At 37.1% G+C, this 13,429-nt stretch carries 13 protein-coding genes; 6 read left to right on the top strand and 7 right to left on the bottom strand.

Features of this window, described 5'->3' with window-relative positions:
• Entirely contained in the window at window positions 1-324 is a 324-nt protein-coding gene (locus CQZ96_RS06505) for an ArsR/SmtB family transcription factor (RefSeq protein WP_034613227.1), read from the bottom strand.
• Between the two features lie 98 nt (window positions 325-422).
• Here CQZ96_RS06505 and arsC point away from each other — a divergent pair, with 98 nt between their 5' ends.
• From arsC to CQZ96_RS06525, 4 genes are all read left to right on the top strand, one after another.
• A complete protein-coding gene (gene arsC / locus CQZ96_RS06510) occupies window positions 423-851 on the top strand; it encodes an arsenate reductase (glutaredoxin) (RefSeq protein WP_004820291.1) in 429 nt (142 codons plus the stop codon).
• A 165-nt stretch (window positions 852-1,016) separates the two neighbouring features.
• The gene (yegQ, locus tag CQZ96_RS06515) at window positions 1,017-2,417 is read left to right on the top strand and encodes a tRNA 5-hydroxyuridine modification protein YegQ (RefSeq protein ID WP_105714257.1); all 1,401 of its coding nucleotides are present in this window, start codon (window positions 1,017-1,019) and stop codon (window positions 2,415-2,417) included.
• A 9-nt stretch (window positions 2,418-2,426) separates the two neighbouring features.
• Window positions 2,427-2,678 (top strand): YfhL family 4Fe-4S dicluster ferredoxin, encoded by a 252-nt coding sequence (locus CQZ96_RS06520; protein ID WP_004721738.1) that lies wholly within the window; start codon window positions 2,427-2,429, stop codon window positions 2,676-2,678.
• 38 nt (window positions 2,679-2,716) lie between these two features.
• Window positions 2,717-2,869 carry a hypothetical protein gene (locus tag CQZ96_RS06525; protein ID WP_154129910.1) on the top strand — a complete coding sequence of 51 codons (153 nt, stop codon included), beginning with the start codon at window positions 2,717-2,719 and terminating at the stop codon, window positions 2,867-2,869.
• A 467-nt stretch (window positions 2,870-3,336) separates the two neighbouring features.
• Here CQZ96_RS06525 and CQZ96_RS06530 read toward each other — a convergent pair whose 3' ends face one another.
• Window positions 3,337-4,194, bottom strand: coding sequence for a LysR substrate-binding domain-containing protein (locus CQZ96_RS06530; protein ID WP_105714304.1), 858 nt, complete (start codon window positions 4,192-4,194; stop codon window positions 3,337-3,339).
• A 153-nt stretch (window positions 4,195-4,347) separates the two neighbouring features.
• On the opposite strand from CQZ96_RS06530, the gene CQZ96_RS06535 reads away from it, so the two are divergent.
• Window positions 4,348-5,004: an FMN-dependent NADH-azoreductase gene (locus CQZ96_RS06535; RefSeq protein ID WP_056515873.1), complete on the top strand. Its 657-nt coding sequence runs from the start codon at window positions 4,348-4,350 to the stop codon at window positions 5,002-5,004.
• 175 nt (window positions 5,005-5,179) lie between these two features.
• Here the strand turns inward: CQZ96_RS06535 and ahpF are convergent, their stop codons facing one another.
• Window positions 5,180-6,745, bottom strand: coding sequence for an alkyl hydroperoxide reductase subunit F (ahpF, locus tag CQZ96_RS06540; RefSeq protein ID WP_004721745.1), 1,566 nt, complete (start codon window positions 6,743-6,745; stop codon window positions 5,180-5,182).
• Window positions 6,746-7,153: 408 nt separating this feature from the next.
• On the opposite strand from ahpF, the gene CQZ96_RS06545 reads away from it, so the two are divergent.
• Complete coding sequence (locus CQZ96_RS06545) at window positions 7,154-7,774, top strand: DsbA family oxidoreductase (RefSeq protein WP_004721747.1); 621 nt, start codon at window positions 7,154-7,156, stop codon at window positions 7,772-7,774.
• A 103-nt stretch (window positions 7,775-7,877) separates the two neighbouring features.
• On the opposite strand, the gene CQZ96_RS06550 is transcribed toward CQZ96_RS06545, so the two are convergent.
• From CQZ96_RS06550 to CQZ96_RS06565, 4 genes are all read right to left on the bottom strand, one after another.
• Window positions 7,878-8,795: a hypothetical protein gene (locus tag CQZ96_RS06550; protein WP_171287941.1), complete on the bottom strand. Its 918-nt coding sequence runs from the start codon at window positions 8,793-8,795 to the stop codon at window positions 7,878-7,880.
• Between the two features lie 45 nt (window positions 8,796-8,840).
• Window positions 8,841-9,965 (bottom strand): toxic anion resistance protein, encoded by a 1,125-nt coding sequence (locus CQZ96_RS06555; RefSeq protein ID WP_004820278.1) that lies wholly within the window; start codon window positions 9,963-9,965, stop codon window positions 8,841-8,843.
• A 9-nt stretch (window positions 9,966-9,974) separates the two neighbouring features.
• Window positions 9,975-10,757, bottom strand: coding sequence for a tellurium resistance protein (locus tag CQZ96_RS06560; RefSeq protein ID WP_105714256.1), 783 nt, complete (start codon window positions 10,755-10,757; stop codon window positions 9,975-9,977).
• 208 nt (window positions 10,758-10,965) lie between these two features.
• Entirely contained in the window at window positions 10,966-13,428 is a 2,463-nt protein-coding gene (locus CQZ96_RS06565; protein ID WP_105714255.1) for a CSLREA domain-containing protein, read from the bottom strand.
• Window position 13,429 lies beyond the last annotated feature (1 nt).

The following is a 13,429-nucleotide window of genomic DNA, read 5'->3' on the forward strand; positions in this document are numbered from 1 at the left end:
TTACTCACAACAGCTGTTGATTTGGTTAAAGTCTGAACTACCCATAACTGAATTCGCAGTTTGCGCTGCAATTATGTTTAATACTGCATTGGCCCATTCTGGTAATTCAGGATTTAAACGGTAATACACCCATTGGCCTTTGCGTTGATCAAGTAAAATGGACAAATTTCTCAACAAAGCCAAGTGTCTAGAAATCTTTGGCTGGCTTAAATTTAAGGCTTCAGTGATTTCACAAACACAAACGTTCCCCTGTGCCAACACAATTTTTAAAATATCCAAACGAGTTGGGTCAGATAAGCACTTAAAGAAATCGGGTTGATCCATCGCAATTACTCAATTTTATGGTTTAGCATATTCACTATTGCGAATATACGCATATCCATATATAAATGCAATATTGCTTTTTAACAGAGAGTCGATCGATGTCATCTCAAATTAAGATTTATCATAATCCTGCCTGTGGGACTTCACGCAATACCCTTGCACTCATTCGAAATACTGGTATCGAACCAGAAGTGATCGAATATTTACAGTATCCGCCAAGCAAGGCACAACTCATCGATTTGATTCAGCAATCTGCTTTGTCGGTACGAGATGCAATACGTAAAAATGTTGATGTTTATAAAACCTTAAAACTAGATCAAACAGAATGGACTGACGATCAGCTGCTTAATTTCATGTTGCAATACCCGATTTTAATCAACCGCCCCTTTGTCGTGACTGAATTGGGTGTTCGTTTATGTCGGCCATCTGAATTGGTTTTAGATCTCTTATCTGCGCCACAACGTGCTGCTTTTAGTAAAGAAGATGGTGAAATTATTATCGATCAGCAATTAAAAAGGCTTAAATAATTTTTTAGGGTTTTTCAAAAAACCCAATTAATTAAACATAAAATATTGAATATTAAATATTTTAATTAAAATTCACCCAATTAATCCTGAGTGTTTTACTAGGTTGAATCTTATTTTCAAACCCTTACAATAAAACCATATTTTTAGTATGCCTTTTAGATTTATATGAGCATCTCACACATTACTGAACTCCTATCACCAGCTGGATCATTGAAGAATATGCGTTATGCATTTGCTTACGGTGCCGATGCGGTATATGCAGGTCAACCTCGCTATAGCTTGCGAGTTCGTAATAATGAGTTTGATCATGATCATTTAAAAATAGGGATTGCTGAAGCGCATGCCTTAGGCAAAAAATTTTATGTGGTGGTAAATATTCAACCGCATAATGCTAAATTAAAAAATTTTATTCGTGATCTTGAACCTGTGGTCGCCATGCAACCTGATGCACTGATCATGTCAGATCCTGGCTTAATCATGCTGGTTCGAGAAAACTTCCCACAAATATCCATTCATCTGTCTGTACAGGCAAATGCGGTCAATTGGGCAACCGTAAAATTTTGGAAAAATATGGGACTCACCCGTGTCATTTTGTCACGTGAGTTATCTATCGAGGAAATTGAAGAAATTAAACAGAATGTACCCGATATGGAAATCGAAGTTTTCGTCCACGGTGCACTCTGTATGGCTTATTCCGGTCGTTGCTTACTTTCAGGCTATATGAATAAACGTGATGCTAATCAAGGCGCTTGCACCAATGCATGTCGCTGGGAATACAATATTCACGAAGCAACAGAAGATGCATCTGGGGATGTCATTCCAGTCCAACAACTGGAGACAGCATCAGACTGTTGCAACAATAAAGATGCCGACGAGCAACACGCCATACAACAACATCAATTTGGCGAACCGGTTTTATTACAACATCATAAAGAAGACATGTTTGCTGCTGAAGAAGACCAACATGGCACTTACTTTATGAACTCTAAAGACTTACGTGCAGTTCAACACGTAGATCGTTTAACCAAGATGGGCATTCATTCCTTAAAAATCGAAGGCCGCACCAAATCTTACTTTTATTGCGCCAGAACAGCACAAATTTATCGCAAAGCGATTGATGATGCGCTACAAGGAAAACCGTTTGATCGGGCGTTAATGTCACAACTCGAAGGTTTAGCCAATCGAGGTTATACCGAAGGTTTCTTACGCCGTCATGTCCATGCCGAATATCAAAACTATGCAACGGGATCTTCTCAGTTTGACCATCAGCAATTTGTTGGTGAAGTGCTTGAACGCAACGATGATTACATCAAGATTGAGGTAAAGAATCGTTTTGTTGTGGGTGACTCTATGGAGCTCATGACCACATCTGGCAACATCACATTTATTCTTCATGAAATTTTAGATAAAAACAGACAACCGATCATAGATGCAAAAGGCTCAGGATATATTGTAGAAATTCCAATTCCTGCTGATATTGATATGCAATATGCCTTATTAATTAGAAACTTACCAAATTCGACTGCTGATATTTCAGCATCATCATTGGCTTACCAAGCAGTTTAGGATATCGAAATGGCTTTAATGATTACAGACCAGTGCATCAATTGTGATATGTGTGTACCAGAATGCCCCAATCAGGCAATTTTTGAGGGCGAAAAGTTCTATGAAATTGATACACAGCGTTGTACTGAATGTGTCGGATTTTATGAACATCAAACCTGTGTGGATGTCTGTCCGATTGAATGTATTGTTCAAAATCCACAACATATAGAAAGCAAAGCGCAATTATTAAATCGCTTTCATTATCTAAGTTTGTTTGGTTAAGACAAAATGCCACACCAATTCTAATCTTGGAACGTATTTTGCTTAGTGAACGCATAGGTTCAGATAATAATAACAATAAAGAAAATGGAGCTGAGCTGTATGGCAACACAGCTCATAAAAAGGGGAAAACAATAACATTAGGGAAAAGCCAAGGTGTATTTGGGGAACACTTTGGCTTTTTTCTTATTTAAAAAATCACGTTTGATTTAAATTTTAATTTCAAGATAGGCAAAATAGTCAGACCACCTAATTATTCATATAAGTAATTTGCATCAAGTCATTGATCATCAATAAAGCGTATATTTTTGTATGAACTTTTAAAAAACTATTAGTTATCAATCCTTTTTTGTCCTTTTGAATCATACAAGGTGTAGCTATCGCATGGCGACATGGATGTCGCTGCTGAGCGGGGGTATAGGATGTACCCCTCGCTCAGCAAAAGATTTTTGTCCCTTTTTATCTCTAAAAAGGGAGGCAATCGCCTACGCAAAGATATTTAAACTTTGAATGTAAGGTGTGGCATTGCAAGCTTTATAACTTACCCATGCAATTGATTTAATTAAAACATTAATTAAGAGAAACTATATTTTTGTATATGAGTTTTTGACAGGTTGACTATATAAGCAAAAAGCTAAGCGACGAAAAAATTCATAGATCTTTATTCATGGGCAAAATTTTGTGAAAACTTCTCCTTACACCACTGTTTGACTTCATTCACAATAAAATCAGCATCTGGCAAAGTTAAAAAATAGTAACTCCATGCCGTTTCAACACACGGCGATACAATTTTCAGCCGTCCTTGTTGTAAATCATTGGCAATCGAAATGCGGCTTAATAATGCAACCCCCTGTCCAGACAATACAGCCTGAATTGCATGACTTTCTTGTGTGTAAAATACCTGCGCTTGCCCTGCTTGAATATGTAAGCCTTGTTTTTCAAACCATTTCTGCCAATTGACTCGATTTGGACAGTATTCATCTCCCCAGGTAAAGTGAATCAATGGCACAGTCGTCCAGTCCATAGTTTCAATATCCAAAGAGGGATGCCCGACAGCTACATATTCATCAACTGCTAATAATTCTGCATCAACATCTTGATAGCCCCCTGAACCATACCGAATCGCTAAATCATAGAGACCAGACGTCATATTAACGAGGTCATAACTTGCATGTACCCGAAACATAATATTGGGAAAGCGACTTTGTAACTCTGGCAAATAGGGAATAATCCACTCACTTGCAAACGATGGTGTTGTGGTAATGGTCAATAATCTTTGTTTATTTTGCTCTAGTTGAAACAAAGCCGTTTGAATCTGCCCAAAACCTGATTGCACATGCTTAAGTAAATACTCTCCTTCTGGCGTCAGGCTGATCGAGCGTGTACGCCGCTCGAATAATTGAATATTTAATTGCTGTTCCAGCTTCTTGATACGATGGCTTAAGGCGGTAGGTGTTAAAAACAATTGGTCTGCTGCTTTTTTAAAGCTGAGTTGTTCAGCAACATACTGAAAGGCCAACAACTGCTCCAAGGAATTATGCAAAACCACCGAAGATCACCATATAAAATATAAATGAATTAGATTCAGTTATAACATGTATTTTTATCGTTTGTTGTTTTTTCCATATTCTATAAAAATCAATTTGAACAAACAACAAATTGAGTAATGATCATGGCAAATATACTTAAAATAGATACTAGTTTAAGAACAGGTATTTCAGGTACACACCCACATGGTTCTTTAAGCCGACGCTTAACCGCATTATTTATTGATCAATGGAATGAAATTGATTCATCTGTACAAGTTAAACATCGTGATTTAGGTCAAAACCCACCGCCTTATATTGATGAAGAGTGGATCATTTCTGAATTTGGCTATGCAGAATCTGAAGAAAAGGCGCAACAACGCTTACAACTGAGTAATGAATTTATCGAGGAATTGCACTGGGCAGATATTATTGTGCTTGGTGTGCCAATGTATAACTTTGGCCCACCTGCACATTTAAAGGCCTATATTGATCACATCGTGAGAATGAATAAAACCTACACATTTGATCTCAGCAAAGAACAACCTTACTCAGGGCTGTTAGATCATCAAAAAACCATGATTATCCTTTCTGCCCGTGGTGGGCATGACTTTGATGCAGTTGATGCGCCATTTCCCAATCATGCTGAACCCGCAATCAAAACAGCATTCAATTTTATTGGTATCGAAAAATTTCATGAAATTGCGATTGAGTATCAGGAATTTGGTGGCGAGTTGTTAGCACAATCGATCCAAGCAGCAGAACAGAAAACCATTGCACTTGTTCAAGAGCTGCAACATTAACAAAGCTTATTTTCGCAAGCTCTATTCAATAGCATTCAATCTCCAACAAAAAAAGGAATTGAGCTGTTAGCAACTCAATTCCTATCAAGGGTAAAACATGAGATAAATGTTAAGACAAGCCAAAGTGCTCATTGGGACACTTTGGCTTGCTTTTCAACGTGCAATCATCGAAAGATTATTGACCTGAACGAATGATGTAATCGAATGCAGATAAAGACGCTTTTGCACCCTCACCAGCTGCAATGATGATTTGTTTATAAGGCACTGTTGTACAGTCACCCGCAGCAAATACACCTTTTACATTGGTTTCATTACGATCATTTACCACAATTTCATTACGGTTTGAGAGCTCTACAGCAGTTGCTTTTAAGAAATCTGTGTTTGGTAATAAACCAATTTGTACAAAGATTCCCGCAAGTTCAATGGTATGCAGTTCGTCTGTTGCACGGTCTTTATACTTCAACCCTGTCACAATCGAACCATCACCAATCACTTCTGTAGAGAGTGCATTCAAAATCACCGTGGTATTTGGCAAACTATTCAATTTATCTTGAAGCACTTGGTCAGCACGAAGTTGAGTATCAAACTCGATCAATGTGACATGTTCAACAATACCTGCAAGATCAATTGCGGCCTCTACACCTGAGTTACCCCCACCAATCACGGCAACCTTTTTGCCTTTAAATAATGGACCATCACAGTGTGGGCAATACGCAACACCACGTGTTTTGTACTCTTTCTCACCAGGTACATTCATCTCTCTCCAACGTGCACCTGTAGATAAGATGACCGTTTTCGATTCAAGTTTTGCACCATTTTCCAGTTCAACTTCAACTAAGCCATTAGTTGTTTGATCAGCACCAACAATGTTTTTCACTTTTTGTAAGTTCATAATGTCCACACCGTACTCACGTACATGCGCTTCCATATCTGAACCAAACTTAGGACCTTGTGTTTTTTGTACTGAGATAAAGTTTTCAATATCCATGGTGTCCATGACCTGACCACCAAAACGCTCAGAAACAATACCTGTGCGAATCCCTTTACGTGCAGCATATACCGCAGATGTTGCACCAGCAGGTCCGCCACCAATCACCAATACGTCAAACGCTTCTTTAGCATTCAGCTTTTCAGCATCTTTAGCCGCAGCACCGCTGTCCAATTTCGCAACGATTTCTTCTAAAGTCATACGACCTTGACCAATATGTTCGCCATTTTGGAAAACCATAGGTACAGCCAAGATTTTGCGTTCTTCAACTTCATCTTGGAAGAATGCACCATCGATCATGGTCGCTGTAGTGCCTGGATTATTAATTGCAATCAAGTTAAGTGCTTGAACAACATCTGGGCAGTTGTGACAGCTTAAAGAAACAAATACATCAAAATTTGCACTCAGGTTTAAACCTTTAACTTGAGCCAAGATTTCATCAGAAACTTTTGGCGCATAACCTGATACTTGTAATAAAGCTAAAATTAACGAGGTAAACTCATGCCCCATCGGTAAACCAGCAAAGAATACACGAGGTTGTTCACCTACTTTTGCAATACCAAAGCTCGGTTTACGATCATTCTGACCATCGAAACGTGCAGTCACTTGATCTGACAGTGCAGCAATTTCAGTCACCAATTCTTTAATTTTGTCTGACTTATCAGAACCATTTAAAGAAGCAACAATTTCAATTGGGCTCTCAAGACGCTCTAACAATGTTTTTAATTGAGCAGAAGTATTTGTATCTAACATGCTAACAATCTCCAAGGGAGTAAATTTCTTTCGTTGAATGTATATTACGTCTATTTAAAAAATAGATAAAACAGTTTGTTTTTATTAAATCAATCGGTTTTTTAGTTTAACAAAAATCAACGACTTTCTCATCAGCATATCCCCCTATTCTCAAATTTAAATTCTTTAATGCTGGTATATATATGGGCATTGACTAGAAAATCAATAGACACCCCCCGACTTCCTCGAAACTTAAAATTAGATTAATTTTCAACAAAAATAATATTTCTTCGACCATCTCTCTACAAAAATTCATGCGCAGCCAAGCCACAAAGTTTTAAGCTAAATTTATGTTGTGGTTTCTCCAATTAAGTACAACAAGGTGTACTTATTCACAATTCCTGAATAAATAAGTGAAGAGGTAAAACAATGAAAATAGAGTTCGTATTCGATATCGTCTATCCAATGAGTTATGTGGCGTTTGAAAAACTCAAACAACATTGGAATCAACCCATGGCGAAAAAAATCGAATTATTACCTGTGCAAGTTTTACCAGAAATTCCAGAACAAGGCTTAGATGTTTATCAATACCTAACTGAAAGATATGGAACCAAAGAAGCCAATCGTAAACTTGATATGGCAAAATTTGCTGCCTATAGTCAAGATTTAACCGTGGATATTGAGCATATGAAGCGTATGCCCAATAGCCGCTTAGCCCATCAGGCGATATTGGCTTTAGATAATATCTTTGACCAATTCGCATTAACGCAGGCTTTATTCCATGCCATATTCGCCCATGGTAAAGACATTGCCAACCCTGAAGTGCTGAAACAAATCATTGAAGGTATGGGCTTGGATGGTACGAAAGTTCTACGTTCTATTCAACATAAGGAAATCGCAGACAAACAAACTGAGATTACTCATTATGTACAAGGTTTCGGTAAACACCCTACCCCCTACTATATTGTGGATGGTGAAATTTGGGATAAAACCTTTGATACCTTAGAACTGAAAGATCTGATTACCAACCGAGCGAAAGATGTCGCTTAGGACAACGAGATTTAATTTTACAGCAATAAAAAAGCACTTTTGTGATTAGCAAAAGTGCTTTTTTATCAAGATTTTTACAAAGTATAAGCTTTGTAGCGTTGCACTAACCGATACGATGACCAATTCGGTGTAAACGTTTGGCAATTCGACTTGCCACCCAATAAATCATCAAGCTAAAAAATAAACTGAGTGCTGAAATTCCCCATAAAACCTTTTCAACAATGTTCGACCAAAAGCTTGCACGACTCACTTGCGCTTCAACACCTTGCGCAATCGGGGAAAGCGCTCGATTAAATACCTGATGTTGAATTGTCCATAATTGCTCAGGTTTAAAGCCATATTCTAAAAAGCGGGAATCAGATTGCTCCGCTTTAATCAATTTTTCTGTGTAAACCGTAGCCACAACCTTATCAACAGGTTTATGCATCAACGCAGTTTGTGCCAATAAATAGCTTTGTACTGTTTCAGGCGCATCCGATCTTTGCAGATATTGATAAATATCGCTTTGCTGAATGTTTTGATCATACTTTATAAATGATTTTAACTCTTTGTCTTCATCATCTTTAAGATCATATTGCACATAAGTCAAACCAGACCATAGCACAATCAAGGATACTAGCCATGCAACAAATTTAAGGATAAATGATTGAAAGCGGACTTTTAAAAAGCGAATTTTTTTTAATACAGCAACAATAATAAATGCGCCAATAAAAGACACAATTAATTTTAAGATCAACCAGCCAAACCATGACAATGCATTCATCAGGTAGTCTGGTTGATGAATATATTCTCTTAACTGCTGATCTAGAATATATGGCAAGTGCAATTGATGAACCTGTTGTGCTACACTAAACAAGTTAAAAACCAATTCCTGTTGAAAAAAAACAGAAACTAAACTTGCGATACCTACAGAGGATAAAACCACAGCCGAAACCATCAAATTCCGTTTTCGATGCTGAAGTATTTTTAATCCATGTTCGATCTGTTGAATATCTACAGGATATTGAGTTTTTTCAGTCAACCTTTACACCTTTAGATGAGATTGTGCCAAGATTTAAGATTTGGCTTAGGATTGATGCGTACTGGTATCTAATACCAACTGTTGTAAATTCGATTGAAGCGCTTTAATCCGAGTCGAAGCCTCTTCACGTTTTTGCATGCCCTCTTTCTGAATTTGAATGACATCATTTACAGTTTTAATCAGGGTATTTTGAACATGTTCAAGCGTTTCAATATCAATCACTGAACGTTGATTGGCTTTGGCAGTATCCACAGAATTTTGATGAAGTAAATCTGCATTGCGTTTTAGTAGCTCATTGGTTGCATCATCAATCGTGTTAGCAAGTTGTACACTATTACGTTGCTCATTTAGAGAAATCGCCAAGCTGATCTGGTTTTTCCATGCGGGTAAAGTAATATTTTTAATCGCATAAAATTTATCGACCAACATCATATTATTAGATTGAATAATACGAATCATCGGTAAGGTTTGCATTGCAGATTGTTGCAAGACTTGTAAATCACTGACCCGCTTTTCTAGATTGTTGGCTAAATGATTAAGGTCATAAACACGCTGATTGGTTTTAGGATCTTGCTCTTGCTGAGATAAAGTCGCAATTTCTTGCTGCACTTCTACTTGCTTGATTCGACCTGCGGCAATATAAATACCTAACTGTCGATATTCCTCTTGAACCCCATTAAACATACGATCTAATGTATCTACCCGCGCTTTTAAACCTGTTTGTGATGTTTCAATTTCTTTGACCAATGAATCTATTTGCTCTTTGGTGGTATTAAAATGTTGATCGAAACTTTGCTTAGCACCTTTAAACTTACTGAGTATACTTCCAATAAATCCTGAGTTTTTTGATTGATTCAAAATGCTGGATGTATTCAATTGCTGAGCAACTTGCACAACTTCATTTAATTTTTGCCCAGTCACATCTAAGTCTTTATTTTTAACTAAGTTGAGTAATTCATCTGTATATGAAGATGTTTTGGTCGCAATATTTTTACCATATTCAGCAACGGATGCATGATTAATATTGGCCAAGTCTTTATGCGCATTTACAACCTCATTAAAATCCTCAGTATTTAAGCCTATTTCTTTCAAATTCAATTGTTCAAACTTCTGCAATTCCAACGGCGTATTGGATTGTTCAGTTAATGCTTGATGATTCGAATCGCTCATACTTGTATCCTATTTATTTTCTAATGATTTCTTTAATGATTGAATTAATTTATCACGACTTTTATCCAGTTCTTCAGTCGTTGTAAAAGAATTCTGTGCACTACTCTGTTTGACATGATATTGCCATGCAGGAATCAGCACATGCTGAGCTTCATTAAAGCGATCAAGTAAGCTCAATGAAAGTTGTTGTGTTAACTGCATTTGTGCTAACGCAATATCATTACTGGCTTGTAACGTTTGTAGCGTATTGACTTTCTTAGACAACCGCTCTGCAAAATTATCCAAGGGATGACGATGTTGTACAAAAGCAGGATATTCATGTAAAAATTCCTGCGCTGCACGAATATATTTCGCCATTTGCTCTCTTAAACCATTGGCTTGTTGGAATCTTGCTTCCGACTTTTGAATTTCGATTTGTAATCTTTGACTCAAATGTTTGGCTTCATCAATTAAACTTTCTAAATCATTTAAATATTTGACTTGCCCGACACTAAACTCCAAATCCAAGCCTAACCATTTTTGTATCGCATTGAATTTACGTTGATTTAGCTTTTTTTTGGATGCAGATAATTGTTGAATAATTTGTGCAATAATTTGACTCAGCTTTTGTGTCAAACTTGGATCAATGGATTTTAACAGTACCGATTGTGCTTGAATCAACTGATCGGCATATAAATTCAGTCGTGTTTGATTGTCGAGTAATGGAACCAAATCATTTCTTTTAATCGAAAGTAATTCATCAGAACTACATGAGATCTGTTCAAGCGGTGTAAGTACAGTAAATTGCTTCATATCAGTTCAAAATGAATAACTTTTCAATGATTTAAGGGAAATCAATCAACAAACCCTTTCTATTTAAAACTTATAATACAAATTAGGAAGAAAGCCCATACAAATAGCAAAAAACATACAGATAGCAAAAAGCCAGTTTTTATAAACTGGCTTTTTGCTATAACACAATGTGTTAAAAACGATCATTTTATCTGTATTGATTTGACTGTTACGGCTTTGGTTGTCTATTCGCTTGATAACGACGATAACCTGTCAGCCCTAATAACCCAAGAAGACTCAACCAACCCAATGAACCACCACCGCTTACACGAGGGCTTCCCGGCGCTGTACCTGAGTTTTTTAAAGTAACTGTAGCCGCATCAAACTCTGTATTTTCAGGAGTAGAAATTTTTCCATCCGCATCATACACATAATAGGTAAATTTATAACTAAATGGATCAAGTGTATTTCTGAGTTGAATATGGATTTTGCCACCATAGCAGGTATATTTATTGTCGCTACCAGGACAAGGCCCACTACGATCCGCCGTTATTATAACAGGATCGATGTTTTTACCAATTCGGATTGGTAATTCAACCCCATCTGCATTGACATAAAATTTTGGTTTATTGGGTTTAGCTGTTAACGCAGCAGCATTACCATCACCATCATCATTGGCATATTGCAGTAAATCTACATCAATCGCTTTGGTTGAGCCATGTTCAATATTAAATGTTGCATCTTTAGCAATAGGTGCAATATTGGTAAAGCTTCCAATTATATAGGCTGAAGATGTAATGTTTTTATTTGTCTTTAACTCAAGTTTATAGCTACAGAATTCATTATCACCCGATGGTGTAACATTGTCATCTATACGCCATAACATGATTCTCTTTAAGTCTTTATTCCATACACAGTCAAATTTTGGCTCTTTTTTACCTACAAATTGTTTCTTATCATTTAATACACCGACACCAAGTGGTTCTACAATCACATTATAATTGTCTGCAGTTAAATGTTTTACCACTCGCACATCATTACCAATAGCGTCTTTGGTTATAATTTCTGCAGGTAGATTGGCTGCAAAAGGATCGACAAAGATCGTGCGATATTTCTGGTCTGATTTGGTGTATTTGATTAAATTACTATACAGCTCTGATTGGATTTTATAAAAAGGAATATACTCCTGTTTGGTCGCTGGATCTGCAATCAACTTATTATAATTATCCAATATATTTTGATAAGAATTAAGTGCGGCAACCACCGAAGTATTACTTGCCTTCAGATTATTTGCAGTAAGACGTAAAACCTCTGTAGAGCCAATATCACATGAGTTTGCCACATCATTTAGACCATTGGAGTTTTCTGCAATCACTCGCGTGACACCACGCTGATCAGTTCCACTACAGCCTGTATAACCAATATCAACCAGGTCTTTGTCTGTGCCTAAGTTTATAGGGAAATACATTGGCATAAAGCCTGTAGACTCACTTGGCGGTTCTATCTTATTTAAAATAGTCGTGAATGCAATATTACTCACATCAAACGTATGATCTTTATCCTCTTTCCTTACTTCCTCTGCAACCTCACATTGATCATCACCAGCAGTCAATTTTAAAGCATTATATCCAAGCACTACACGCGAACCTTCAACTTTGCTTACATCACCATTTGCATAACGGCAAGATTTTCCAGTATTGTAAGCCAAGATATTATTACTTAATGCTTTTATCCCATTGTATCCATACAATAATGTTGCCCAAGCATTATTATTGACAATGGTATTGCTGATCAGTGATAAAGAAGAATTATTACTAAAATTAACCTTTCCTTGTGGTGTCAATTGGCTAAATTGAATGATACGCCCTTGACTCGCACTTGCAGTATTCTGAGTTATGGTATTTGCAGTAAAGGTCACTGCAGGTTGCCCACAAAAACTAAACATACTGAGGCTATCTGCAGAACCATTGTCAATAAATGTTACCCCACTCACTGCAATATTACGTTTGGTAAACTCTAAATTATCAGCACAGGTCATCCCAAGTACACTGCCCTGTTCAGCTTTATTGGTCTGAAATACACCATAATTTATGGTCAGAGAACTTGAGACATCATTTAAATAAATTGCCCCACCTGCTTTCGCACTGGACCCCATAATATTTACATTATTTAAGGTTAACGCACCGCCAGCATAAATTGCTCCACCCACATTATTATTGCTGTCATTTAAACTCGATCCATTTTTTAAAATTACATCATTCAGTGTTAGACTCGGCTTATTTTCATAAATGGTATTGAAAATACGTGAGCTCCCTTGTCCTGAAATTATGGTTCTTATTGGAATTGCAGCAGGGAAACTATTGGTCAATACATCTGGGCGACTATAATCACCAGGTTCTTTACCAATAATGGAAACATCTGAGTTCGGTCTTAACTCTTTAGTCAGCTTATATTCACCTGCTTCCAACTGAATCACATTGGGTACTGTTGAATAAACCTGTCCTGCGCTACAGCCACCATAAGCTTTATGTGTTGCGGCAGCGTGTAACGCTTCTCTTAATGAACACTTGTCAGGATTTGTCCCATCCTCATCATCAAAGGTGGTTACATAAATCGTTTTATCTTCTGCCGCCATCAAAGACATGGTCGACAATATAACAAGTGTCAGAAATCCTTTTTTATAATTTTTCATG

This window comes from Acinetobacter sp. MYb10, assembly GCF_002980175.2.
GTDB lineage: Bacteria > Pseudomonadota > Gammaproteobacteria > Pseudomonadales > Moraxellaceae > Acinetobacter > Acinetobacter guillouiae.

Bases quoted from the DNA above. Each gene is read 5' to 3' on its own strand.
- CQZ96_RS06560 (WP_105714256.1), bottom strand. From the start codon at position 10,757: ATGAAGCAATTTACTGTACTTACACCGCTTGAACAGATCTCATGTAGT.
- CQZ96_RS06535 (WP_056515873.1), top strand. From the start codon at position 4,348: ATGGCAAATATACTTAAAATAGATACTAGTTTAAGAACAGGTATTTCA.
- CQZ96_RS06545 (WP_004721747.1), top strand. From the start codon at position 7,154: ATGAAAATAGAGTTCGTATTCGATATCGTCTATCCAATGAGTTATGTG.
- CQZ96_RS06505 (WP_034613227.1), bottom strand. From the start codon at position 324: ATGGATCAACCCGATTTCTTTAAGTGCTTATCTGACCCAACTCGTTTG.
- CQZ96_RS06555 (WP_004820278.1), bottom strand. From the start codon at position 9,965: ATGAGCGATTCGAATCATCAAGCATTAACTGAACAATCCAATACGCCG.
- yegQ (WP_105714257.1), top strand. From the start codon at position 1,017: ATGAGCATCTCACACATTACTGAACTCCTATCACCAGCTGGATCATTG.
- CQZ96_RS06565 (WP_105714255.1), bottom strand. From the start codon at position 13,428: ATGAAAAATTATAAAAAAGGATTTCTGACACTTGTTATATTGTCGACC.
- CQZ96_RS06520 (WP_004721738.1), top strand. From the start codon at position 2,427: ATGGCTTTAATGATTACAGACCAGTGCATCAATTGTGATATGTGTGTA.
- arsC (WP_004820291.1), top strand. From the start codon at position 423: ATGTCATCTCAAATTAAGATTTATCATAATCCTGCCTGTGGGACTTCA.
- ahpF (WP_004721745.1), bottom strand. From the start codon at position 6,745: ATGTTAGATACAAATACTTCTGCTCAATTAAAAACATTGTTAGAGCGT.